The sequence below is a fragment of the Streptomyces capitiformicae genome, assembly GCF_002214185.1.
In the GTDB taxonomy this organism is placed as follows: Bacteria; Actinomycetota; Actinomycetes; order Streptomycetales; family Streptomycetaceae; genus Streptomyces; species Streptomyces capitiformicae.
Genome location: NZ_CP022161.1, coordinates 3683869 through 3707221, shown reverse-complemented (window position 1 = coordinate 3707221; position 23353 = coordinate 3683869). Strand labels below are relative to the sequence as shown.

21 protein-coding genes and 2 pseudogenes are annotated in these 23353 nt (G+C 71.0%); 8 read left to right on the top strand and 15 right to left on the bottom strand.

Annotated elements, in window-relative coordinates:
- Positions 1–9 precede the first annotated feature (9 nt).
- Positions 10–585: a dihydrofolate reductase family protein gene (locus tag CES90_RS16475; RefSeq protein WP_189783345.1), complete on the top strand. Its 576-nt coding sequence runs from the start codon at positions 10–12 to the stop codon at positions 583–585.
- Positions 586–595: 10 nt separating this feature from the next.
- Here the strand turns inward: CES90_RS16475 and CES90_RS16470 are convergent, their stop codons facing one another.
- From CES90_RS16470 to CES90_RS16445, 6 genes are all read right to left on the bottom strand, one after another.
- Entirely contained in the window at positions 596–2269 is a 1674-nt protein-coding gene (locus CES90_RS16470; RefSeq protein WP_189783344.1) for a serine/threonine-protein kinase, read from the bottom strand.
- A gap of 325 nt (positions 2270–2594) precedes the next feature.
- The gene (locus CES90_RS16465; protein ID WP_189783343.1) at positions 2595–3902 is read right to left on the bottom strand and encodes a diacylglycerol/lipid kinase family protein; all 1308 of its coding nucleotides are present in this window, start codon (positions 3900–3902) and stop codon (positions 2595–2597) included.
- Between the two features lie 101 nt (positions 3903–4003).
- A complete protein-coding gene (locus CES90_RS16460) occupies positions 4004–4471 on the bottom strand; it encodes a DUF7144 family membrane protein (protein WP_189783342.1) in 468 nt (155 codons plus the stop codon).
- Positions 4472–4503: 32 nt separating this feature from the next.
- Entirely contained in the window at positions 4504–4968 is a 465-nt protein-coding gene (locus CES90_RS16455; protein WP_189783341.1) for an SHOCT domain-containing protein, read from the bottom strand.
- A gap of 212 nt (positions 4969–5180) precedes the next feature.
- Complete coding sequence (locus CES90_RS16450) at positions 5181–6539, bottom strand: hypothetical protein (RefSeq protein WP_189783340.1); 1359 nt, start codon at positions 6537–6539, stop codon at positions 5181–5183.
- 94 nt (positions 6540–6633) lie between these two features.
- Positions 6634–7293 (bottom strand): HdeD family acid-resistance protein, encoded by a 660-nt coding sequence (locus tag CES90_RS16445; protein ID WP_189783339.1) that lies wholly within the window; start codon positions 7291–7293, stop codon positions 6634–6636.
- A gap of 221 nt (positions 7294–7514) precedes the next feature.
- On the opposite strand from CES90_RS16445, the gene CES90_RS16440 reads away from it, so the two are divergent.
- Positions 7515–8156, top strand: a complete 642-nt coding sequence (locus CES90_RS16440) for a potassium channel family protein (RefSeq protein WP_189783338.1) — start codon at positions 7515–7517, stop codon at positions 8154–8156.
- A complete protein-coding gene (locus CES90_RS16435; protein WP_189783337.1) occupies positions 8153–9562 on the top strand; it encodes a DUF2252 domain-containing protein in 1410 nt (469 codons plus the stop codon). Before CES90_RS16440 ends, CES90_RS16435 begins: the two co-directional genes overlap by 4 nt.
- 61 nt (positions 9563–9623) lie before the next feature.
- On the opposite strand, the gene CES90_RS16430 is transcribed toward CES90_RS16435, so the two are convergent.
- The 3 genes and pseudogenes from CES90_RS16430 to CES90_RS16425 form a co-directional block, all read right to left on the bottom strand.
- Positions 9624–9821: a hypothetical protein gene (locus tag CES90_RS16430; protein WP_189783336.1), complete on the bottom strand. Its 198-nt coding sequence runs from the start codon at positions 9819–9821 to the stop codon at positions 9624–9626.
- 123 nt (positions 9822–9944) lie between these two features.
- Positions 9945–10142, bottom strand: a pseudogene (locus tag CES90_RS49570) (hypothetical protein); the annotation flags it as partial.
- A gap of 117 nt (positions 10143–10259) precedes the next feature.
- A complete protein-coding gene (locus CES90_RS16425) occupies positions 10260–11888 on the bottom strand; it encodes an MFS transporter (RefSeq protein WP_189783335.1) in 1629 nt (542 codons plus the stop codon).
- Positions 11889–12507: 619 nt separating this feature from the next.
- On the opposite strand from CES90_RS16425, the gene CES90_RS16420 reads away from it, so the two are divergent.
- The gene (locus CES90_RS16420) at positions 12508–13068 is read left to right on the top strand and encodes a hypothetical protein (RefSeq protein ID WP_189783334.1); all 561 of its coding nucleotides are present in this window, start codon (positions 12508–12510) and stop codon (positions 13066–13068) included.
- A gap of 125 nt (positions 13069–13193) precedes the next feature.
- On the opposite strand, the gene CES90_RS16415 is transcribed toward CES90_RS16420, so the two are convergent.
- The 5 genes and pseudogenes from CES90_RS16415 to CES90_RS49565 form a co-directional block, all read right to left on the bottom strand.
- On the bottom strand, positions 13194–15878 hold the full coding sequence (locus CES90_RS16415; protein ID WP_189783333.1) for a LuxR C-terminal-related transcriptional regulator: 2685 nt from the start codon (positions 15876–15878) through the stop codon (positions 13194–13196).
- A gap of 105 nt (positions 15879–15983) precedes the next feature.
- Positions 15984–16850 (bottom strand): class II glutamine amidotransferase, encoded by an 867-nt coding sequence (locus tag CES90_RS16410; protein WP_189783332.1) that lies wholly within the window; start codon positions 16848–16850, stop codon positions 15984–15986.
- A gap of 150 nt (positions 16851–17000) precedes the next feature.
- Complete coding sequence (locus CES90_RS16405; protein ID WP_189783423.1) at positions 17001–17357, bottom strand: carboxymuconolactone decarboxylase family protein; 357 nt, start codon at positions 17355–17357, stop codon at positions 17001–17003.
- A 187-nt stretch (positions 17358–17544) separates the two neighbouring features.
- Positions 17545–17910: a hypothetical protein gene (locus CES90_RS16400; protein WP_189783331.1), complete on the bottom strand. Its 366-nt coding sequence runs from the start codon at positions 17908–17910 to the stop codon at positions 17545–17547.
- A 55-nt stretch (positions 17911–17965) separates the two neighbouring features.
- A pseudogene (locus CES90_RS49565) lies at positions 17966–18921 on the bottom strand (hypothetical protein); the annotation flags it as partial.
- Positions 18922–19052: 131 nt separating this feature from the next.
- Here CES90_RS49565 and CES90_RS16390 point away from each other — a divergent pair.
- The gene (locus tag CES90_RS16390; RefSeq protein ID WP_189783329.1) at positions 19053–19418 is read left to right on the top strand and encodes a resolvase; all 366 of its coding nucleotides are present in this window, start codon (positions 19053–19055) and stop codon (positions 19416–19418) included.
- Between the two features lie 46 nt (positions 19419–19464).
- On the opposite strand, the gene CES90_RS16385 is transcribed toward CES90_RS16390, so the two are convergent.
- A complete protein-coding gene (locus tag CES90_RS16385; RefSeq protein WP_189783328.1) occupies positions 19465–20439 on the bottom strand; it encodes a helix-turn-helix transcriptional regulator in 975 nt (324 codons plus the stop codon).
- Positions 20440–20519: 80 nt separating this feature from the next.
- On the opposite strand from CES90_RS16385, the gene CES90_RS16380 reads away from it, so the two are divergent.
- The 3 genes from CES90_RS16380 (at position 20520) to CES90_RS16370 (ending at position 23288) form a co-directional block, all read left to right on the top strand.
- Entirely contained in the window at positions 20520–21254 is a 735-nt protein-coding gene (locus CES90_RS16380; protein WP_189783327.1) for an alpha/beta fold hydrolase, read from the top strand.
- Positions 21255–21280: 26 nt separating this feature from the next.
- Positions 21281–22375, top strand: coding sequence for a winged helix DNA-binding domain-containing protein (locus CES90_RS16375; RefSeq protein ID WP_189783326.1), 1095 nt, complete (start codon positions 21281–21283; stop codon positions 22373–22375).
- 85 nt (positions 22376–22460) lie between these two features.
- Positions 22461–23288 carry a DUF4158 domain-containing protein gene (locus CES90_RS16370; RefSeq protein WP_189783325.1) on the top strand — a complete coding sequence of 276 codons (828 nt, stop codon included), beginning with the start codon at positions 22461–22463 and terminating at the stop codon, positions 23286–23288.
- The last annotated feature ends 65 nt before the right edge of the window (positions 23289–23353 follow it).

Sequence of the window (23353 nt, the reverse complement as noted above, 5' to 3'; positions counted from 1 at the left end):
GAGAACGACATGACCGCTACCTACACCTTCGACGTCTTCTCCAGCCTCGACGGCTACGGCGCCGCCGGCGGCGACTGGACCGGCTACTGGGGCAAGCAGGGCCCCGAGTTGCTCGACCACCGCCTCGCCTTGTACGGCCCGGAGCAGCGGATGGTCTTCGGGGCCAACACCTATCGGGCGTTCGAGCGGATGCTGGCCTCGAGCACCGAGGAGTCCGACGTACGTGACCCGTGGGTCACCCGGATGAGGAGCCTGCCGACAACGGTGGTGTCGACAACGCTGGAAGGCCCTCTCGACTGGCCGAACGCGACCGTCGTGAGCGGTGACGCCGTCGACGTCGTCGCCCGGCTCAAGGAGGAGTCCGAGGTGCCGTTGCGCTCGCACGGCAGCCTGTCGATGAACCGGGCGCTGATGGCCGCCGGCCTGGTCGACCGCTTGCAGGTGACGCTCTTCCCCGTCATCACCGGTCGGACCGGCCTGGACCCGATCTTCCAGGGCGCAGCCGACTTCGACCTTGAGCTGATCGAGAACCGAACGCTCGACGGCCACATCCAGGAGCTCACCTACCGGCCCACCCTGCACTGACCGGGTCGGTCTAGTCCCGTCGCAGTGTTGCCCGGCCGCGCTCGATGGAGTCGAACGAGTACTCGAGTGTGCCGTCCGTCGACGGTGTGAGGGTGATGGCCACTTCGTCGGCACAGTTCGATGTGCCGTCTGTGATCCGCTCCTCCACCTGGGTGCCCTGGTCGGTCTGCGAAACGAGCACCCAGATACCGCCGCAATCCAGCGTCGGGTACTCGACCGTGGCCACGGTTTCGCCGATCTTGCCGCCCTTGTAGTCCGTTTTGATGGGATAGGTGTTGCTCTCGCCCTGCGTCACCGTGCCCCGCCAGGTGCCCTCGTAGCGGAACGAGGACGGCACGGACCCGTCAGCGGCGGTCGAGGCCGTCGGTGAATCCGAGCCTTCCGAGCCTTCCGAGCCTTCCGATGAGGAGGATCCGTTCACCAGATTCGTGACCACCACGCCCGCGAGGACCAGAGCCGCCACCACGATGACCGCATTCCGGGCCGACCTGTTCGGCCTGCCCGGCGTGCCCTGCCCGCCCGGCCTGCCCGAAGGGCTGCCGGGCGTGGTGGCCGCGGCATGCCACGGAGGGGAGGGGTGCGGGTGGTGCGGTACGCCGGCCGCCGGATGGACGGGGCCGGGCTGTGGTGTTCCGGGCTGGGGAAAGGCCATGGGATGCGGCGTGCCTGCGGGAGGGGACGCGAGGGGCCTCGGTGGGCCGGGTACCGGGTGACCCGGACGGGGAGTGGCCGTCTGGGTGGCCCAGTACGCCTCCGGCTGCCCGGCGGGCCTGTCCACCGTGGTGGGAGGCGGCGTCTCCACCTGCAGCAGCCGTGCGGCGTGCCGCCCGAGGTGGTCCAGCAGTTCCGGCGGAAGCCAGGGACGGGAGCGGTCGTACCCGGCGTCCTTGGCCGACTCGGCGATATGCGCGGGCGTGGGGCGCCCCGCCGGGTCCTTGGCGAGGCATCTCTCCACCAGGTCGCGGAGCGGGCCGGTGATGCCATCGAGGACGGGCGGCTCACTGACGACGGCCACCATGCCCGCCGCGGCTCCCTGGCCGGCGCCGGCGAACGGGGATCGTCCGGTCGCGGCGAACGTGAGCACGGCCCCCAGGCAGAAGACGTCACTCGCCCCGGTGACGGGCACGCCGTTCACCTGCTCGGGGGAGAGGAATCCGGGGGTGCCCACCACCATGCCCGTACGGGTGAGCCCCTCACCGTCGGCCGCGCGCGCGATCCCGAAGTCGATCACCCGTGGCCCGTCCAGGCCGAGCAGCACGTTGGACGGTTTCAGGTCCCGGTGCACCAGCCCGCAGCCGTGAATGGTCTCCAGCGCTCGCGCCAGTCCGAAGGCGAGCGCCCACACCGACTCCTCCGGCAGGAACCCGTGCCGCTCCACTGCCTCGTGCAGCGTCAGTGCGGGAACATAGGCCGTCGCCACCCAGGGCACGGCAGCTTCCGTGTCCGCCGCCACCACCGCTGCGGTCCATTCGCCCACCACTCTTCGGGCGGCCTCGACCTCTCGCCGGAACCTCTGACGGAACTCCGGGTCCACCGCGAGTTCGCCATGCACCAGCTTGACCGCCACGGTGCGGCCCTGCGCTGAACGCCCCAGGTAGACCCGGCCCATGCCGCCGGACCCCAGACGGCCGAGCAGCCGATACTCCCCCACGATCTGCGGATCGCCGGGCCTGAGCTCGTCCATGCCAACCCCCGTCACTGGAGCCGCCCTCTTGTTTTGGTGCGGGCAACGGCCCGTCCTCACCCGGCAAGTGGGGCACGCCGCTCCGACCAGTACCTGACCGCGATTGTGTCAACTCTCCGACCCCGATGGGATACTTACGATCCGTTGACGGCGTTTTCTTCTGTGACGATTTCGTAGGCACCTGGCCGCCCGACGGCCCCACCCGGCACATGACGAGGGCGGGGCCCGAAAGCCCTGCCTGATCCGTAAGAAGCCGCAGCTCACGGCCACATCAAGCAGTACGGCTGATGGGGACGAGCTGCCGGCATGGGGCTGGCTGAGCCACTCACTCGGAAACAGGCAGGCGCCCCAGCGCCAACCGTGCCACGCGCGGCCAGTCGGCCGCCCCGCCGCTGACACGCGGTGCGTGGGGACGACGGCGCGGCACACGCACCCGGAGCGCCCCGGGCGCGCTGCGGCACACGACGGGCGACGGCAGAACGACGTGCTCTCCGTCGATGCCGACCGGGAGGATGTCGGTGTCGGCTTCGACGACGACTTCCCCGGCGCTCAGCCGGATGAGTCCCCCGGAGCGTCGACCGCGCACCAGGCGTGCCGCCTGGGCGGTGTTGCCGACCCGCACACACACCACGCCGAGAAGGCCCGAGTCCAGCCGCTCCCTGCGCCCCGGATGGGCCGCGTCGACGGCCCGTCCGTAGGGATTGTTGCTGACGAGGAGTGCCTGGAGTCCGTCGACGTACGTTCCGTCGGCCCGCGCCCGCAGTCTGGGTGCGTCCTCGCCGGTGAGAAGGCCGGGGAGGGTGCGCAGGGTCGTGCGGGCCTTGGCGTCCCGGTACGCGGGGTCGGTGACGACGGACGCGTATGTTCCGAACGAGGCGTTGTTGACGAAGACCCGGTCCGCGGCGTACCCGAGGTCGATGCGGAGTTCGACGCCGTGGGTCAGTGCTTCCAGGGCCGCCGCAGGATCGTCGCGGTCGAGGCCGAGATCGAGGGCGAAGTGGTTGCGGGTGCCGGCGGGAACCACCACGAACGGCACGTCGTGGCGGGCCGCGACCTCGGCCACCAGTGCCTGGGTGCCGTCGCCGCCCGCCACCGCCAGCAGATCGGCCCCCTCGGTGACTGCCTGCCGGGCCAGTTCGACGACATCCTGGCCGCCTTCGAGCAGGATCACCCGGCAGCCGGCCGCCCGGGCCTTCTCCACCAGATGGAAACGGTCGACCTTGCCGCCACCGGAGCGCGGATTCATGAGGATCCAGGGGTGGTGCGGCGCCTCGGCGACAGCCTGTTCGGACTGCTCGGAGGTGGTGTGCCCGGGGCTCAGGGCCGTACGTGCCGCCGTGACGGCCAGGACCCACAGAGCCAGGGACAGCAAGGCCGGCCCGAGCATGCCGAACGTGGCATACAGAGCGAGGACAGCGACCGGCCCGATCACCGACAGGGCCGCCCCGAGGGCTCGGAGCGCACCGGTGTGCGCCAGGGTCCACCACACGCCGACGGCGGCCAGCGCGAGTCCGGCGATGCCGGCCAGCGCCCACAGCACACTCCGCAGACCAGCGGCGACGAGTGGCACCAGGACGCTTGCCAGCAGGGCGAGTACGGCGATGCGGGCGCGCCCGGTACTGCCGTCAAGCACCGTCGGGGGTCCTGTCCCTCCCGATCCCCTGGTGTCCCCGCCGTGTGATTCCACTCTGACGGCCCTTCTTTTCCGCCTCACACCCTGTGCTGTGGGCGCTCTCACACCCTGTGCTGTGGGCGCTCCTCGTAGGCCGGGCGCTCCTCGGACAGCTCGAAGAGGTTGTCGCGCCGGACCACGCACAGGGCCCAGATGATGAAGCCCGACATGGTGATCATCACGACCGACCACACCGGGTAGTACGGCAGCGAGAGGAAGTTGGCGATGATGACGAGTCCGGCGATGGCCACACCGGCGACGCGCGCCCAGGTCGCGGTCTGGAGCAGCCCGATGCTGACGATCACGGCGACCGCGCCCAGAGCGAGGTGGACCCAGCCCCAGCCGGTCAGGTCGAACTCGAACACGTAGTCGCGCGTCGTGACGAAGATGTCGTCCTCGGCGATGGCCATGATGCCCCGGAAGATGTCGAGCAGGCCGACGAGGAAAAGCATCACCGCCGCGAAGGCCGTCAGGCCGGTTGCCCATTGCTGCTTCGCCGTGTGTGCCGGCCGAGTGTGTGTCGCGGTCATCGTGCGCCTCGTTTCGTGGTGGGTCCGGATACTCAGTGACCGGAGGTGCGGGAGGCGGATCCCGAGCGCTCCGCCGGACCGTGGCCGGTCAGGACCAGGTCCTTCGCCCTGCGGAACTCCTCGTCCGTGATGTCGCCGCGGGAGCGGATCTCGGACAGCCTGGCGAGCTCGTCGACGCTGCTGGTCCGGCCGCCGACCGCGGTCTGCCTGATGTAGGCGTTGAATTCCTCCTGCTGCGCGCGCGCCTGCGCGACCTCCCGGCGACCCATGTTCTTGCCGCGGGCGACCACGTAGACGAAGACGCCCAGGAAGGGCAGCAGGATGGTGAACGCCAGCCAGCCGGCCTTCGCCCCGCCGCCCAGGTCGTCGTCACGGAAGATGTCGACGACGACGCGGAAGAGCAGGACGAACCACATGATCCATAGGAAGAACAGGAGCATGCTCCAGAAGACGCTCAGCAGGGGATAGTCGTACGCCATGTACGTCTGCGCGCTCATCTCTCTCCTCCGTCCCGGGCGCCCGCCCGGCCGCCGTTGCGTGCTGTCTTCAGCGTGGGCACGGCAAGGGCCGAGCGGCCTCACCCGATGCGGGTGAGCGTGCGGCAGTCCAATAACCCCGGTTGACGCGCTCCGGCGGCCTGGCCAGGGGGCGATCTCAACGCCGGGTGCCTGCGGGACGTGTGCCCGAGGCCGGGTTTCCCGAGCGCGATTCACGGGGCCGTCCCCTCCGACGCCTGGTCCGCCGCCCGGTCGGCCGGTCCGGCGGCCGCCGCGAGGATCGCCAGGATGATCAGGACGGCCACCGCGATGCCGAGAACGAGTACCACCGCTCCGACCGTGGGGTGGTTCCAGAGGACCAGCGCCAGCACTCCCGCCGCGATGACGCCGCCGGTGGTCCATGCCCGGTGGCCCGTCAGCCAGCGACCTGTGGACCCGGTGCGCAGTCCGGCGCGGTGCAGCCCTCGGCCGGCGGCCGTCGTGCTCCGGTCCCCCGCCGTGCGGACGGCGCGGGCGGGGCGTCCGGGACCGTACAGGTACGCGACCAGTGCTGTGATCACCGCCGCCACCAGCAGGGTGCGCGTGCTGTCGCGCAGGAAGCGGACGAACGTGTCGTAGATCGCCGCGGCCGCGTCGGTGGGCAGCGCGTCAGGCGGGACCGAGTCCAGATAGACCCGTCTGACGACGGCCAGCGCGACGAGCAGCACCACCATCATCACGGCGACGCCCGACGCGGTGATCATCAGCATCACCCGGTGGGCCGGATTGGTCCACACGGCGAGCGCGGCGAGTACGACGGTCAGGACGGGCAGCCAGGTGCCGAGGATGTCCAGCAGCCGCATCGCGTCCTGTGCCTTGCCCAGTTCCTCGGTCTGGAACAGCGTGATCGTCCGGTCGGTGTCCGGGATGGCGGCGGCCTTGTCGAATCCCGCGTCGACGAGCCGCTCCCGTACCTGGTCGACGACCTCTCCCACGTCCAGTTGGACGGTGTCGCCCTCGGCGCGCACGGCACCCTCGCGCTCTCCGGTGAGCATGTTCACCACCACGGCGTGCGAGCGCCGGTTGGCGCCCTCCCACACCTGCTGGAAGGCGTCGCTGGTGATCACGCGGGTGATGATGCGGTCGACGACGCCTCTGACCGCGTTGCGCAGCGGACCCTCGAGGGACTCGGCCCCTTCCACGACGCGGGGTGGAGCCCCGGCGTTCTGGAGGGCCTTGACGAGCGAGTCCGTCACCGCCGCGACGTCGACGTTCTCCACCACGCGGTCCGTGAGCCGGTTGATCACGACCTCCTGCACGGCCGGCTCGGACGCCAGCGGCGCGACGGTCTCCACGTACCGGTCGGTATCGGAGACCGTCTCCTGCACCCAGGCCGCGGCGACGGCCAGGGGCGCGAGCAGCAGGGCCAGCAGGAGAAGGACTGAGGAGCCGACCTGGCGCAGCCGCCGGTGGCGCACCGCCGCGTGACGGCGCAGTCGCTCGTACTCCGCTCGTTCCTCGGCGGCCATGACGTGGTGCCGGTCGGCGGATCCGCCGGAGTCCGGCGGATCCGGGAGAGCGGCCGGGTCCATGGGAACTCCTCTCCCTGTGCGCCGTGGCGGCCGCGACGGTCGCCGATCGGGAGACGGTCGTGGTGGCAGCCGCACCCGAGCGGCGCGCGTGGTGTCAGGCAGTCGTGGTGGGGGCGTGCGGCCCGGGGGCGGTCGTCTTGCGGAGCGCGGCCCGCCACGCGAGGGCGACCACCGCCTCGGTCAGGCCGAGCAGGACGAGCCACAGGCCGAGCAGCCGGGTCAGGACGCGGGCCGACTCGGCCGGCAGGGCGAGCACCACGATCCCCGCGACGATGCCGAGTACGGCGGCGACCATGACGACGCCACGGTGCGCCAGGTCCTCGACGGCGATCGCCGTGTAGAGGGTGAGGATGCCGGACACGAGCCAGACGACCCCGATGATCAGCGAGAGCGCGGCGATCGTCTGCAGCGGGTTGCGCAGGCACAGCACCCCGGCCAGAACATGCAGCACGGCCAGGAGCAGCCCCGGCAGCCGCTCGTGCCCCTCTCGCGCGAAGACGGCCACGAACCGGAAGGCCCCGGTCACCAGCAGGTACAGGCCGATGAGGACCGCCAGGACGTGCAGGGTCGCCTCAGGCCAGACCAGCACCAGGACGCCCGGCAGCAGCGTCGCGACGGCCGACCCCAGGAGCCAGGTCCATGAACGGCCGAGCCGCGTGAGCATGTACGCGGAGTCGCCCGGCACACCGGGGGCCGCCCCGCCGGGCTCGGGTTCCTGTCCGGTACGCGATGCCGGACCACGCGACATGGTCATGGCTCCTCCTCGCGTGAGCAGCCGTCGCCTCCGGAAACCGACGAGGCGGGGGTGAGGGGGCGGTGCGCGAGCACCTGACCGCTCCAGGGTCACGCCTGCCGCTCGGGGACCGGATCACCCACCACGGGTGATCCGTCGACGCCGCCGTGGCGGTGAGCTGGAAGTCCCCCGGTGCCCGGCCCACCCGCCGTCCGGGGCCGGACGGAGCGAGAAGACACGAGATGAGCGATCCGAGCACAGCCCGGACGGACCGGGCCCGGTCCGGGCAGGACGCGGACCGGCCGCGTCGGCGGTCCCGCCCCCGCCGGTGGGCGGCGGTCGTCACCATCGCCCGCGCCGTGCTCGTCGCGGTCGGCCTCGTCACCGCCTACTACCTGCTGCCCCTGGACGAGCCCGGCACGGCCGGTTCCTCGGCGCTGCTCGTGTGCGGCCTGCTGGCGGTGCTGCTGGTGTTCGGGTGGGAGGTGCGGGGCATCGCGCGCTCACCCCACCCACGTCTGAAGGCCGTCGAGGCCCTGGCCGCCACGCTGGTGCTGTTCCTGGTCCTCTTCGCCAGCGCCTACTACCTGCTGGACCGCTCCGCCCCGGGCTCCTTCAGCGAACCGCTGACCAGGACGGACGCCTTGTACTTCACTCTGACCACCTTCAGCACGGTCGGCTACGGGGACATCACCGCCCACTCCCAGACCGGGCGCGTGCTGACGATGGTGCAGATGGCGGGAGGGCTGCTGCTCGTCGGCGTCGCCGCGCGGGTGCTGGCGAGCGCGGTCCAGGCGGGGCTGCGCCGGCAGCGCCGCGCGCCGTCGGCGCAGGCGCGTTCCGGCACCGACGCCGCCACACCGGACGAGGAGGCCGCACCATGACCGTGCCGAGAGCTTTCACCGCGTCCCTGTCCCCGGCCGAGCGAGCGGCGTACGGCAGGAGTGCACGCCGGCGGGCGTCGCGTTCGTCGCACGGCTGGTACGAGACCGCGCAGCAGCGACCCGACCCCGTCGAGGTGGTGGAGCGGCAGTCGGCCGAGCGGGTACCGGAGCTGGTGCCGATCCGCTACGGCCGCATGCTGGAGTCGCCGTTCCGTTTCTACCGCGGTGCTGCCGCGATCATGGCAGCCGACCTGGCGCCCCTCCCCAGCACGGGGCTCCAGGTACAGCTCTGCGGGGACGCTCATCCCCTGAACTTCCGGCTGCTCGCCTCGCCGGAGCGTCGTCTGGTCTTCGACATCAACGACTTCGACGAGACCCTGCCCGGACCGTTCGAGTGGGACGTCAAACGGCTGGCGGCCGGTTTCGTGACGGCGGCCCGGGCGAACGGCTTCTCGCTCAAGGAGCAGAACAGCACCGTGCGCGCCTGCGTGCGGGCGTACCGGGAGCGGATACGCGAGTTCGCCGGCATGCGCACCCTGGACATCTGGTACGCCCAGGACGACGCCGACCGGCTGCGGGAGCTGATGGCCTCGTCGAGGAACGAGGAGGCGGCACGCCGTACCGCCCGCGCGACGCAGCGGGCCCGCACACGTACCCATCTGCGGGCCTTCGCCAAGCTCACCAGGGTCACGGCCCAGGGCCGTCGCATCACCCCCGACCCGCCACTGATCACTCCGATCGACCACCTGCTCGACGACCCCTCCGAAGAAGGGCGTGAGAGGCAGCTTCGGAGCCTCGTGGACGGGTACGCGCGGACCCTGCCGTCCGAACGCCGCCACCTGCTGCGCCACTACCGTCTGGTGGACATGGCCCGGAAGGTGGTGGGCGTCGGCAGTGTCGGTACGCGCTGCTGGATCCTGCTCCTGCTCGGCAGGGACGACGACGATCCGCTTCTGCTTCAGGCCAAAGAGGCCCAGGAGTCGGTGCTGTCCGCCTACACGGGCGGCGACCGCTACGACAACCAGGGGCAGCGGGTGGTGACCGGACAGCGCCTGATACAGACGACCAGCGACATCTTCCTGGGCTGGACGCGCGTCGTGGGCCTCGACGGGCAGGAGCGGGACTTCTACGTACGCCAACTGTGGGACTGGAAGGGCATCGCCCAGCCGGAGACCATGGGGCCGGGCCTGCTCGCCCTCTTCGGCCGGCTGTGCGGGGCGTCCCTGGCACGGGCCCACGCCCGCTCGGGCGATCCCATCGCCATCGCCGCCTACCTGGGCGCCGGCGACCGTTTCGACCGCGCGCTCACCGAGTTCGCCCAGTCGTACGCCGACCAGAACGAGCGGGACTTCGCGGCGCTGGAGGCCGCCTGCCGCTCCGGCCGGATCAGGGCGGAGCGGCTCTGAGCGACGCGGTCGCCGGGTACGGCCCCCGGGCCGATCCGGTGTCGCACAGCGCCCGATCCCGTCACTCCGGCAGCTGGCGCATCTCCATGACCCGCAGGCCCAGTGACTGACAGCGTGTCAGCAGCCCATACAGGTGCGCTTCGTCCACGACAGGGCCGAACAGGATGGTCTGGCCGGACATCACCACGTGGCCCAGCTCCGGAAACGCCTTGGCCAGCGTTTCCGACAGGTGTCCCTCGATGCGGATCTCGTAGCGCACGAGCTGTCCTTCCATGGACTGCTTCGGTCCGGCGGACGGCGCCCTTACCTGCGATCGTCCGCCTCCGTGCCCCGCGGGACCTCACCCGGTACAGGTGACCACCACAGGCGCGGCGTGCCGCGGCAGCCGGAGGGCGCCTCGCACGTCCAGCCCCAGGAGCGGGCCGGCGGCAACCGCGGCTGCCGACGGGAGGGCGGCCCTGACGATCGGCCACTCGTCACGGCACACGCACAGCACGACCCGGCGATCCGGAGCCTGTTGCGCCAGGCGGGCCCCGAACAGTTGGGCATGCACGTGTGCGATCCAGAACACCACGCCGGTGCGTGGGCCCGGCGTTCGTCCCAACATCCGTCTCCGCGTTCGGCCCGGCGCTCCGCGCGGGCCGTGGCCGGGCCGGCCCTGGTCCTGATCACCGGTGACTCCCTCCGGACTTAGCACTCAGCGCGTCGATCCGGTCGCTTCGGTCGGAGCTGCGGCGTCCGGCTGCCGCGGACGGCTTTCCCGGGCGGTCGGCAGGTGCGGCGTGACCAGGAAACCGGCGAGAGCGATGCCGCCGGTGGCCAGGATCGCCGCCTTCAGGCCGTCCAGTTGCGCGGAGGCGTAGGAGTCCGCGACGGCGTCGACCTCGGACGGCGGCAGCCCGGCACGCTCGGCCGCAGAGCGCACCTGATCGGTGGAGACGAAGCTGATCCCGGCCTCCAGGGAGACACCGACCTGTTCACGGGTCTGGGCGGACAGCCGTGGATCGTCCGCCACCTGCGTGGTGAAGGCGTTGGCCAGCGCACCGATGAGGATCGACCCGATGAGCGCGGTGCCCAGCGCGGAGCCCAGATTCTGTGCCGTGAACTGGAGCCCTCCGGCCTCACTGCGTTCCTCCTCCCCGACGCCGGACTGGACGACGTTGCCCAGTTGCGAGGCGAGCAGGCCGACGCCCACGCCCAGCAGAGCCATGGCTCCGGCGAACTGTGCGTCGTCGATGACCGGGTCGATGGTGGCCAGCAGCCACACAATGGCCGCCGCCAGGGTCGCCAGGGCCAGCCGGACCACCCGGCGCGGCCCCCACACTCGTCCCAGCGAGGACGCGGACAGGGAGGTCACGAACATGGTCACGGACACCGGGAGCAGGCGCAGCCCCGTCTCGAAGGCGTCCAACCCCTGAACCACCTGCAGGTACAGCGGGATGGTGAAGAACAGCCCCAGCAGGATGAGGTTCTGGCTCAGCAGCGTCATCAGGCCGGACCGCAGCACGGGTCTGCCCAGCAGGGACAGGTGCACGAGGGGGTCGACGCCTTGGTGCTCCCGCCGCCTCTCCCAGTGCCGGAAGAGGGCCAGGACGGCCGCCCCGGCGCCGATGACGAACAGCGTCGGGGCGAAGCCGAGGACGGTGAAGGGCGGGTTGCGGGGCTGCACCCACCCCCATGTGCTGCTCTGCAGCACCCCGAGCACGCCCAGCCCCAGTCCGGCCGCGGAGAGCACCGCACCGACGACGTCCAGCCGGGGGCGTGGACCGGTCGGGGCGGGCGTCGCGATCACCCGGCGGCACAGCAGGACGGCCACGACGACCACGACCTCGCCTGCGAAGACCAGCCGCCAGGTCAGGTACGTCGTCACCCAGCCGCCCAGCAGCGGGCCGACCGCGATCCCGGCGCCGGCGAGCCCGCCGATGACCGCGTAGGCGACGGCCCGGTCCTTCCCGCGGTACGACTCCGCGACGAGGGCCGCCATGGCCGGCAGCACCATGGCGGCACCGAGCCCCTCGATGACGGACCAGCCCAGCGTGAGGACCCACAGCGTGGGTGCCACGGCGGTCAGGGCCGACCCCACGCCGTAGACGACCAGCCCCAGCAGGAACATGCGGCGACGCCCCAGAATGTCCCCGAACCTGCCGCCGGTGATCATGAACGCGGCCATGACCAGCGCGTACAGAGTGATGACGGCCTGGATGGCGGTGACCTCCGTGTCGAAGTCCTCGACCAGCTGACTGATGGACACGTTCATGACGGAGGTGTCCAGGACCATGAGGAACTGGGCCGTGCCGAGGACGATCAGAGCCCGCCAGTGCTTCACGGTGTCCACCTCGCAGAGTCGTCCCGCCCCGGTACGCCGCTGGAGCAGGCGGGGCAGGTGGCCGGCGCACGCCTCGCCGCTCCTTTCATCACATCCCGGGCACGCGCCCCGTGCCTCACCCGCCACGGGGGAGGGGCCGCACCGCGGTGGTGTCCGCCGGAGGTGAGAGAACCGACCGGTCGTCCTGATCAAAGTGATTCGTGGCAGATACGACATGTGCCGCGCCCGGAGAATCTGAGAACCGAGGGCTCCGGCAAGGAGCCCTCCCCTGAACGCTCGCTGCTGGCATCGGCCGTCACCTATCCCGGGCACCTCCCCGAACTCCTCGCCGACTTCGCCGTCCGCCGCATCGGCCCGGCCGTGCCCGAAGCAATCGCCTCGGTTCGGCGGAGCCACCCCGACGCCAGCGAGGCGGAGCTCCGAGCTCGGGTGGTCGCCCGGGGCCGACGGGCCGTCGTATCGGAGGGATCGATCGTGGGCGGCCCGTTCATCGTGCTCATTCCCGTCGCGTTCTGCGCGGCGCTGCTCCGCCAGGACGTACGGTCCTGGAGCTGGCCGCCCTCGACGGCCGCGACCCCACGGCGAGCGCCCGCGCCGGCGAACTCCTCGTCCCCAGGGCGTGTACGAGGACACCCGCCAGGCCCAGGACGCGCTCACCCGCACCGGAGGCGCCACCGGCGCACCCGCCCGCTGGAAGCGATGGACGGCGCTGTGGACCGTCACCCTGCGCATGGCCCGCCTCCTCGGCATTCTCACGCCGGCCGACGAGAGCCAGGACGCGAGTCGGCGCGCACGCCGGGGCGCCGTCCAGGCTTGGGGGTGGCTGCTGCTCGGCGTGGTCCTCCTGGTCGGACTGGTCGCCCCCCTTGTCTGGCTCCCCTACATGGCCGTGAACCACCAGCGCGCCGACGCCCGCCTGGCAGACCGTGTGCTCGCCTACTACTTCGCCGGCACCGCACCCGCCCCGCGCCGCCGGACCTCCCGCCTCGAACCCGACGTAATGGCGGCCGCACTCCGCGCGCTCCTCTCCCTCCCCGTACCGCTCGTCCTGACCGCCGTGACCATCCTGACCGGCCCGCGCATCGCCGAGAGCCGTCGGCCGGTCCTCGGCATCACCCTGGCCACGGCGTCCGCCGCGGTCGGCGCGCTCTGGTACTGGCGCCGCCACTGGCGCTGTTGACCTCGTGACGGTACGCCGCCACTGGCGCTGTTGACCCCGCGACGGCAGGACCAGCTCGAGCCGCTGCGGGGGAGGGCATCACCCGTGTGATGTCCTGCAGGTGGGGGCGCCGGACGCGCGCGTGTTCACAGCAGCCGGAGGTCGCGCGCGCGGTGCACAGCTTCGCCCCGCCGGTTCACCGCCAGCTTCCGGTACACGCTCTTGAGGTGGGTCTTCACCGTGTTCACCGACACGTACAGATCGGCGGCGATCTCCTCCGTCGACATCATCCGGGCCAGCCGCTCCAGGACGTCACGCTCACGTCCGCTGAGCTCCACCCCGACGAGCGGCGTGCGCGGCGGTTCGGGTCCGGGCTGCTCACCCCGTCGCGTGGGGAGCGGGCCGGGCGTGAGCCAGCCCGCTGCCAGCTCGTGCAGTGAGGCCGAGGCCAGGAGGGGCCGGATCCACGCTCCGGCATCGAGGAACGGACGCCGCAGCCGCTCGCGCCGGGCGTCGAGGAGCGCCTGTGCCACGAGCCTGCGTGCTGTTGCGGTGTCTCCCGCGCCCTCCGCGGCCTGAGCCCTCACCAGCGCTGCCCTCACGGTCACCGCCGGGCCCGTCCCGCCCTGGGCGCGGATGCTGTCGAGCAGGTCGACGGCCGTCTCGGGACGCCCTGCGGCGAGGTGGAGCGCCGCGGCCTCCACGGCGCACGTCGGTTGGTCGCCGGACACGCGCTGGAGTACCTCGGTGGCTTCGTCCGGCCGTCCTTCGGCCAGGTGGGCGGCGGAGACGGCGAGCGCTTCATGGCTTGCCGCCCAAGGTGACGCCTCGACGGCGGAGACGGCCGGGTCCGCCGCCTCGACGGCGGCTCGTGCCCGGCCTCTGGCCATCAGCAGACGAGCTGTGGCGAGGGCTCGTCCCGCCGCGGGCACTGGATCACGCGCTCCCGACGGGAGCCGGGCCGTCTCGTTGAGGAGGGCTTGGGCCCGGTCCAGTTCATGGCGGTCGACGGCCACGGCGGCCAGAACCAGCCGTTCGATGCCGGAGCCGGACGGCTGGGGCAGGCCGACCCGCTCCGCCTCGGACAACGCCGCGAGGGCCTTGCGTTCCGCCCGGCCGAGCCAGCCGTTCAGATAGTCGAGCAGGGCCAGGTGCCCCATCGACTCCTCCCGGGGCAGCACGGTGGAGGCTCCGCCGGGAGTATCGGCCACGGCGGTCAGGGCAGCGCGCGCGTCCTGGAAACGCCCTGCCCACAGGCGTGCCGATCCCAGATGGGTCAGCAGCAGAGCGGCGATTTCAGGATGCTTCTCCAGGAGGTGCGCCGGCACCTCCCGCCACAGCTCGTCGGCCGCTTCGGCGGCCTTCTCGGCCCGTGGGGGACATCCGGTCAGCCGGGCGGCCAGTGCCTCCAGCAGCGCACAGCTCAGCCGGGCAGCCGCCGGCTCGGGCGCGTCGTCGGCCAGGTGCTCCTCGGCGTGACGCAGGCGGGTCAGACCGCGGTCCAGGTCGCACCGGGACAGGTCGTGGGCGGCGCGTACGAGGTCCGTCGCCGGGCTCCTGGCCTCGGGCCCCATGTGGGAGAACACCTGGTCCAGGTCACCCGAGCGCAGGCCGGTGAAGAGCTGTCCGATCGCCAGGTCGTCTATGAGGGCACCGGCGGCGAAATCCCAGTCTCCGGCGGCGGCACCGTGGGCGAGTGTCTCCCGCAGGAATCCGGAGGGGCGCAGCCACCGCGCGGCGCGCCGGTGGAGTTCCGGCTCCAAGCCGGGCAGGCGCTCGCGCAGATGGGCCCGGAGTATCTCCCCGAACAGCGGATGGAGCTGGTACCACGAGTGCCCGAGGTGCTCGACGAACGCGTTGTCGCGGTGCAGCCCGGAGAGAATGGGCCCGGCATCGGTCCGGAGGGTCAGCGCGTCGGCCAGGTCGGGACAGAAACGCTCCAGGACGCTGACGCGCAGCAGGAGGTCCTGTGTCTCCTCCGGCTGTCCCCTGAGGACCTCGGCCAGCAGGAAGTCCGCGACCGTACTGCGGTCCGCCTCGAACTCCTTCAGGTAGAGCTCCGGGTCGGCGCTCTCCCGCGCGGCCAGGGCGGACAGGCGCAGTCCGGCGGCCCAGCCCCGGGTGCGGTCCACCAGGGCACGCGCGGCGTGGGCCGGAAGGCTCAGACCGTGCAGCTCAAGGAGTGCGACGGCCTCTTCCGGCGTAAAGGCCAGATCGGCGGCGCGGATCTCCGTCAGCTCGCCGGCCGCCCGGTAACGGTGCAGTGGAACCAGCGGTTCGGTGCGCGTGACGAGGACGAGGTGCAGGCCGCGCCCGGCGTGGTGCCGTACGAACTCCAGCTGCTCCGCGACCTCCGGAGCGGTCACGCGGTCGAACTCGTCGAGTACGAGGACCACGGGCCGGTCGCGATCGTCCAGCTCGGCGGCCAGGGCTGCCAGCAGCTTCTGGTCCACCCCGGTCGCGTCCGCGGGGGCCCCGACCGCGTCGGATGCCGGTGCGCCGCAGGCGCGCAGTGCCTGAAGGACGTAGGCCCAGAAGACCCCGGGACGCCGGTCCCCCACTTCGACGGTGAGCCAGGCGACCGGCGGCCGCAGTCCGGCGGCCCAGTCGGCGGCCAGCAGGGTTTTGCCGGCCCCGGCCGCCCCGTTGACCAGTGTCAACGGTGTCCGCAGAGCCTGGTCGAGATGCTGGACGAGCCGTTGCCGCCGCAGGAACGTCGCGGGTCTCGCGGGGAGGGCGAAGCGGGTGCGCAGAAACGGGTCTCCCAGGGGATCGGCGCACGGAATGGCCGGAACAGTAGGTCCTTGGGCGTTCTCGTAGGTCTCGGCCACGGCGCTCACCACCCCGGTCCGTCAGGGTCACGTCACGGGCAGCGCGCCTTCCCAGCATCCCAGTCCTCCTGCCCCGGCGCGCGACACAGCGGGCCACTGGCCCGTTCACGAGCTTGCTGGCCGGCTCCAGGCCGAGTCGCCTTGCAGGGCGGGCCGGAAAGCACGGAGCACGTCTTGGCCCGGCTGGATGATGCCGTAACTGCTCTCCGGCACCTCGTTCCATGCGCCGGGGAGGGCGCCCAGCGGTTCGGACACGACGAGGCGGGTCTCGTCGGAGATGTCCCGCAGGAACGCGGCGTCCGGGTGGAGCGCACGCAGGGCGTCCACCTGGGTGCTGAAGTACAACGACCGAGAGCGGCCTTCGCTGGAGTAGCGGAAGGCCCATATGCGTTCGCCGTCGGCCACCGCGAGGGTCATTTGCAGCGGGTGGGGGATGTCGTGCGCGTGCCCCGCTTTCTCGACCAGGCCGGCCATGCGCGCCACGGCACCGGCAGGATCCTCCGTCAGGCCGAATGTGAGGGCCAGGAAGAACATGAGCTCGGAGTCGGTGGAACCCTCGATGTCGGGATACAGGGCAGGATCGACGGCCAGTGCGAGGTCCCGCCGGAGCCGGTGGAACCCGCTGATCGCCCCGTTGTGCATCCACATCCAGCGACCGCTCCGGAAGGGGTGACAGTTGGTCTGCTGCACGGCAGTCCCGGTCGAGGCCCTGATGTGCGCGAAGAACAGACCCGAGTAAACGTGGTGGGAAACCTCCAACAGATTGCGGTTGTTCCAGGCGGGACCGACATCCCGCAGCACCGCCGGAGTGTCCGTGTCCTGCGTGTACCAGCCGACACCGAAACCATCGCCGTTGGTCGTCTCCACCCCCATGCGGGAGTGCAGGCTCTGGTCGATCAAGGAGTGTTGCGGCTTGAACAGGACCTGGCTGAGAAGGACAGGTGTACCCGAGTAGGCGATCCAGCGGCACATCTTGGGTCCCCCGTTTCTTGTATCGGGAGGTACCGGGAGCCGTGTTGTCGCTGAGGTCCGAGGACCTGATCAGGCGGCTGGTGACGGTTCATGAAGTCCACTTGCGGTCACTGCGGTTGCCGGCTCGCTCAGGGCTCGCTCAGGGCTCGCTCAGGGCTTGCTCCGGCTCTGGGCTTCCGCCTCGGCCATTGCCTCGGCCTCGGCCTCGGCCAAGGCGATGGTGATGCCGAGTGCCTCGGTGATGTGGGTTGCGGCCGACATGACGCGTGCCGTGCCGACCACTGGGGCGATGGCAACGAGAACGTCCTGCAGTTGCTCGGCGGTCAGGTTGGCCTTGATGGCAGGGCCGACATGCGCGAGGTAGGAGATCGCCGGTGCGTCCATGGCCGCGAGCGCGGCCAGGCGGGTGAGAATGAATGTTCTCTCGTCCAGACCGCAGCGCTCGATCGAGTCGACCGTCATGGCTGCGAGCGTGTCGAGAACGGGGGTGTCTGACCGTGTGGCCATATCCGTTTCCGCCTTCCGGTGCTGTGCGGAGCCGACACGCGCCACCCCGTTGACCACGGGAACCCCTCCCGCGTCGGCCGTTTACTCATCCACGGTAGGAGCCGCGAGAATCGAGCGCATGTTGGGCTGAGCAGGTGATCGCAGCCTTCCTGGCCGACCTCGGCGGGAGCGGCGAACTCACGCGCGCCTACCGGCCGCGGACCAGCGGCAAGGTCGTGATGGGGTCGGTCAGTTCGGCTACGGGATGGTCGTCGAGGTCATCCTGCATCCTGCATGCTGCAAAGGCTGGCTGCCTCCTCGTCCCTGTGAACGGCTGTTGCTCGCCGGCTTTGGCGTACCCCCACACCTCGTGGAGCGGCTGGACCTTGGGGTGCGTCCAGGACCAGGCCGCGATGATGGTGTACTCGGCTGCCGCCGCGCACAGGGCTCGGCGAAGGCATTCGCCGGCATCGCGTTGCCGCAACTCCAGCACGCCGTCGCGGCCCTGGACGGCGGCCTTCTCCAACTCTGTGTGCCCGCCTTGGCGATCGTCGGCTTCGACGAGGGCGTTCATCCCGGCGGCGACCCGGGCGGTGGTGCATGGTGCGTGGTGCGCTGAACCGTTCCTGAAGACTGAGCGGGAGTGAGTCCTGTTGCCAGAACCCATGCTCAGCCGCGTGCCCCGTACGGTGTTGGGCACGCTGGTCGGCCGCTTTCACTCCGCACCCGGCGCCATTGGATCGTGTCCGTGGTCCATGGTCCGTGGTCCGTGGTCCGGGGATGCGGGGGCGGCGTTCCTCACGCTCTCGGGTGTTGTGTCCGGCCTGGGCGGTCCGATGCCCGCACTCATCGCTCTGGTGGGTGCGGGGCGGTGCCGTCCGTCGCCGGATACGGTGCCCGAGGGCGCGCCTTCCGATGGCCACGCTCGCGGCGTCGTGCCGCGTGGTGGCCCGCTTCGTGCTGGTGAGGGGCTTCTGCCAGTGCTGTGCGCCCCACTTGGAGGTGTAGGCGGGATCGACCGCGACGATGGTGATCCCCAGCTCGGCGTCCATGCTGACCAGCCGCGCCCGCAGCCTGGAGACGGGCATGCCGCTGATGAGTTTGCAGAACCGCTTGCGTCTGCCGTGTTTCTCGCGGGTTTTCTCGGTGTCGAAGTTGAGGTCTTCGATCGCGATGTTCAGCCGGTGCCGGGCGGCCCAGTGCAGCAGGCGGATCAGGACGTGGCGGAGTTGGGCGTCGCGGTGGGCGGCGGTGCCGGACAGGTCGTGGTCGAAGCGTCGGGGCTCGCCTACGGGGTTGCCGTGCCGGTCGAGGCGCCAGGCGGCGAGGTGGTCGGCGTTGGCGTCCACCCCGATCATGGCGTGCGCGCGGGCCGCCGCCAGGGGACCGTCTTCACCGGCGGGATCGTCCACGCCGCGGTCACATACCAGCGCCCTGGGATGGTGTCTTCGTGGATGCGGTAGGCGACCGCCCGGTTGGCTGCCACGCGGTCGGCCCACTGCTCGCCCCGGTGTGCGAACGACACGTGGCCGGTGAGTACGTAGCGGCCGTGCGGTGCGTTCGCCAGGGGCCGCCGAGGCTGCGGGCAAGACGCTGGGGCGTCCGGCCGCGCTCGACGAGGATCAGGCGGCCGACGTCGTTGACGCGTATGCCAAGGGCGCCGCGGTGTAGGCGCTCGCCCGGCAGTACGACGTCGCGCCCAAGACCATCCGCAGGGTGCTGGATGCGGCCGGTGCCCACGATGTGCGCGACATCCTGAAGGAACTCGACGGCGTGACCGCCGACGTCGCGGGCCAGGAGCAGGCGCCCGAGCGCGAGCAGCCGCACACCATCGACGTGCCCGGCTTGCTCGCCGAACATCTCAATGCCACCGAGGTCGCCGAGATCCGCGAAGTGCTGCGCGGTGGCAGGAGGATCCGTCGCGGGCAGGGCTACTCAGTGCGCGTCAGCGCCCCCCTCGCGCTCCACCAAGCCGTGCTGAAGCAGTGCGCCGCACTCGCCGACGGTGGCTCCACTCCGGCCGGGCGCAAGGCGTACCGCACGTATGCCGACCGGATCGCTGCAGTGTCAACGGCTCCCTGATGATCTGCGGCGGACAAGACTCTTTCCCGATGGCGGCCGGCTGCCGTCACTGCAGTGTTTCTCCCGGTGCTCGTTCTGCGGATTCGGCGAGCTGGGCGGCCAGATCCTTGAGCGCCTGCCGTAGTTCGTCGGGATGGTGGATGGTGAAGGGCCATTCCAGGGAGGCAAGCAGGTGCGCCATACCGACCAGCCGTTCTGCCCGTGCGTGCATGAGAACGCCGGTGGGCTGGGCGGTGAGAGTCACCGCTGAGCGAGGCAGTCGGCGGGCGATCTCATCGAGGGGGCCATGGATCGTCACCTCGACCCGCCAGCGGTAGGGCCCCTGGGCGAGGGTCGAGGTCAGGTGGGCCACGGGGTCGAAGCCCTCGGGTGCGGTGAAGCTGTCGGCTCGGGGGGTGACGGAGGCGATGCGGTCGATGCGGAAGGTCCGCAGGCTGTCGCGGAGGTGGTCGTGGCCGACGACGTACCAGCGGCCGGTGTGGAAGACCACGCCGTAGGGGTCGATGTCGCGTTCGGTGTGTTCCTGGCGCCAGGACTGGTGGCTGATACCGACGGTCGCGCGGGCGCGGGAGGCCTGGGCCAGTGCCAGCAGGACGCCGGTTCCGGGTGCCTGCCCAATCACGGCGTTGGCGGTGAACGACAGGGTCTCCCGCATGGCGGCGAGCGGCTCGCGCAGGGCGTGCGGAAGCACCCGCTCGATCTTGGCCAAGGCACCGGCACTGGCCGGTGCCGCGGTGCCCATGCCCAGACGTTCTGCCGCGAGCAGGCCAAGAACGACGGCGAGGGCCTCGTCATTGGTGAGGACCAGAGGGGGCATGCGGTAGCCGCGGGCCAGTCGGTAGCCGCCGTAGCGGCCGCGTTCGGCCTGCACGGGGATGCCCAGTTCCCGCAGGTGCGCGGTGTACCGGCGCACCGTGCGCACGTCGGTGTCCAGCCGGTCGGCCAGCTCCATCCCGGTGAGCCGGGCGTTGGACTGGAGGAGTTCCAGCAGGGTCAGCACACGGGTCAGGGGATGCGACATGGATCACTCGGCATTTCAGGGCGGATTCTGTCCTGTATCGACTTTACGCTCCCCGCAGCACCTCACTTCAGGGAGATCACATGGCCACCTTCGTACTCGTTCCCGGCGCCTGGCTCGGGGCATGGGCCTGGGAAGACACCGCCCAAGCTTTGCGGCAGCGCGGCCACACGGCGCTGCCGCTGACACTGACCGGCCTGGCCGAACACGCCGACCAGGGCGGCCCCCAGACGGACCTGGACACGCACATCGCGGACATCACCGGATTCGTCGAAAAGCACGATCTGCGCGACGTCACGCTGGTCGCCCACAGCTACGCGGCTGCACCGGTCACCGGGGCAGCCGGACGTCTCGGCGACCGGCTGGAACGCGTGGTCTACGTGGACAGCGCCCCGTTCGCCGCAGGCATGTGCATGCTCGACCTCATGCCACCGCAAGCAGCGGACCAGCTGCGCCAGCAGGTCGACGCTTCCGGCGACGGGTGGCGGCTACCGATGCCGCCCTTTGAGGTCCTGGGCTTGTCCAGCAGCCTCGACGGGCTCAATGAGGGCCAGCGGAACACTCTGCGCACGCGTGCCACCCCTCAGCCGTTCGGCACCTACACCCAGCGCCTCGCCGACCCGGCCGAGTTCGGTTCCGATGTGGACCGTGTCCTGATCGCCTGCCATGACTTCACGGGACTGCTGGATGCCGGGGTGCCGATGCTGGCCTACCTGAACCAGCCGCCATGGCGACGCTTCGACCTGCCCACCGGACACTGGCCGATGCTGTCCGCACCCGCCGAACTCGCCGACATCCTCGACAAGACCGTCTCCTAACCGCGTCGGCCGAGAGGCACAGCGCGATGCCTGACCACGAGAGCATCCGCAGGCTGCGGGCCTGTGCTCAGGCCCTGGCCGGCGGAGCACGCGAGGCCTCTGCCGAGGCGGTCGTCCAACGGGTCTTCGCCATCCAGGCCCAAGACGCCACGGCCGCCGACCTGGGTATCCGGGTACGCGGCCGGGACATCACCGCCCAGGCCATCCGCACGGCGTACGAGGACGAGCGGAGCATCGTCCGCAACTGGTACATGCGCGGCACCCTGCACACCATCCCCAGCGACGACGCCCGCTGGGTCCTGCGACTGCTCGCCCCTCGGATTCTTGCCGCAACCAGCCGCCGCTACCAGCAGCTGGGCCTGGACGACGATCTGCGCCAGCGCGCCGACCATCTCATCCGGCGCGTTCTTACCGCGCACGGCCCACTCACCAGGGCCGAGCTGACCGAGCGCCTTACCACCCTCGGTATCTCGCCGGACGGGCAGGCGCCATTCCACCTGATCCGCCACGCAGCACTCACCGGCATCCTCTGTCACGGCCCGCAGCGCGCCGGTGAGGCCACGTATGTACTGCTCAACGACTGGCTGCCCGCCACCGGGCGCTTCCGGTGGGAGGGAGACGCTGCTCTCGCCGAGCTGGCCCGCCGCTACCTGGCCGCGCACGCCCCCGCCACCCTGGAAGACTTCGTCGCCTGGTCCGGGCTGCCGGTCACCTGGGCCCGCAGGGCCTGGAAAATACTGGCGGAATCCGGCGCGATCAACGAATACGGCGCGTCGACCATGCTCGCCGGGCGGGTGGAGGAACTCCCGGGTGCACCCGGCACCCCAGACGTTCGCATGCTGCCCGCCTACGACAACTCCCTGATCGGCTACCGCACCCGCGAGGCGTCCGTCCCCGCTCTCCACCATGCCCGCGTCTGGCCGGGAGGCGGCCTCATCCGGCCAACCGTCATCGCCGACGGCCTGGCCATCGCCACCTGGACCCGTGGCTCCGGCGCACGCTCCATCGAGGTGGATGCGTTCGGGCCTGTCCCCCCTCAGATTCAGAGGGAGGTCGATGTGGAGAAGGACGCCGTCGTCCGCTTCCTGCGGCCCACCACATACCGACCGCCTCCGTGCTGACCTGAGTGCTACATCCGCTGATCATGTGACTTACAGTGAGCGCCATCACAGCACGGGGAGAGGCGATGAAGAGGGGGCAGGGCCGGTGGCGTTCCTGACCGACGAGCAGCGCCGCACCTACGGAACGTTCACACAGGTGCCAGTCGACGGGCAGCTGGCCGGCTACTTCCTCCTCGACCGCGACGCCCGCAGGCGGACGATGGCCTGCCGGGGCGCGAGATCGCAGGTCGGCTACGGCGTCCAGCTCGGCACCGTGCGGTTCCTGGGCACCTTCCTCGACAACCCCGAGGACGCCCCCGCCGCAGTCGTCGCGTACGTCGCCGAACAGCTCGGCTACTCCCGGTCGGTGCTCGCCGGGTACGGCGCCGAGCGCACCCGCTGGGACCACAGAGACGCCATCAAGGACGCCTACGGCTACCGGGATCTGAAGGGCGATGCCTGGTGGAAGCTGGCCCGCTGGCTGTGGGACCGCTGTTGGTCGGGCAACGAACGCCCTATCGCCCTGTTCGACCTCGCCACCCTGCATTTGGTCGAGAACAAGGTGCTGCTGCCCGGTGCCACCGTCCTCGAACGCATGGTCACCTCCATCCGCGAGCACACCAACCGCAAGACCTGGCGCACCCTGGCCGCCAAACCGGATGCCGCCCAGCGCGCCGCCCTGGCCGCGCTGCTGCCGGTCGAAGACAGCCGCCGCACCTCCAAACTGGACCGCCTGCGCCGCTCCCCGCGCGACATCACCGGCCCCGGCGCGGGCAAGGCCATCGACCGGTTCATCGAGCTCAACAAGCTCGGCGCCTCCACCTGGGACCTGTCTGCCATCCCCGCCGGCCGCCTGCACGCTCTGTCCCGCTACGCCTCCTCCGTTCGAGCCCGCGCGGTCGCCGACCTCGCCGAACCCCGCAGGAACCGGTGATGGCTCTGGATCCTGCCTCGCAGACAAGACAGTGTTGCCGTTGTGGCGGAGGCGGTAACCCGACC

Excerpts from the sequence above, each read along its gene's own strand:
- CES90_RS16475 (WP_189783345.1), top strand. The coding sequence starts at position 10 with ATGACCGCTACCTACACCTTCGACGTCTTCTCCAGCCTCGACGGCTAC.
- CES90_RS16440 (WP_189783338.1), top strand. The coding sequence starts at position 7,515 with ATGAGCGATCCGAGCACAGCCCGGACGGACCGGGCCCGGTCCGGGCAG.
- CES90_RS16445 (WP_189783339.1), bottom strand. The coding sequence starts at position 7,293 with ATGACCATGTCGCGTGGTCCGGCATCGCGTACCGGACAGGAACCCGAG.
- CES90_RS16410 (WP_189783332.1), bottom strand. The coding sequence starts at position 16,850 with ATGTGCCGCTGGATCGCCTACTCGGGTACACCTGTCCTTCTCAGCCAG.
- CES90_RS16380 (WP_189783327.1), top strand. The coding sequence starts at position 20,520 with ATGGCCACCTTCGTACTCGTTCCCGGCGCCTGGCTCGGGGCATGGGCC.
- CES90_RS16375 (WP_189783326.1), top strand. The coding sequence starts at position 21,281 with ATGCCTGACCACGAGAGCATCCGCAGGCTGCGGGCCTGTGCTCAGGCC.
- CES90_RS16450 (WP_189783340.1), bottom strand. The coding sequence starts at position 6,539 with ATGGACCCGGCCGCTCTCCCGGATCCGCCGGACTCCGGCGGATCCGCC.
- CES90_RS16385 (WP_189783328.1), bottom strand. The coding sequence starts at position 20,439 with ATGTCGCATCCCCTGACCCGTGTGCTGACCCTGCTGGAACTCCTCCAG.
- CES90_RS16470 (WP_189783344.1), bottom strand. The coding sequence starts at position 2,269 with ATGGACGAGCTCAGGCCCGGCGATCCGCAGATCGTGGGGGAGTATCGG.
- CES90_RS16455 (WP_189783341.1), bottom strand. The coding sequence starts at position 4,968 with ATGAGCGCGCAGACGTACATGGCGTACGACTATCCCCTGCTGAGCGTC.
- CES90_RS16460 (WP_189783342.1), bottom strand. The coding sequence starts at position 4,471 with ATGACCGCGACACACACTCGGCCGGCACACACGGCGAAGCAGCAATGG.
- CES90_RS16435 (WP_189783337.1), top strand. The coding sequence starts at position 8,153 with ATGACCGTGCCGAGAGCTTTCACCGCGTCCCTGTCCCCGGCCGAGCGA.
- CES90_RS16405 (WP_189783423.1), bottom strand. The coding sequence starts at position 17,357 with ATGGCCACACGGTCAGACACCCCCGTTCTCGACACGCTCGCAGCCATG.
- CES90_RS16400 (WP_189783331.1), bottom strand. The coding sequence starts at position 17,910 with ATGAACGCCCTCGTCGAAGCCGACGATCGCCAAGGCGGGCACACAGAG.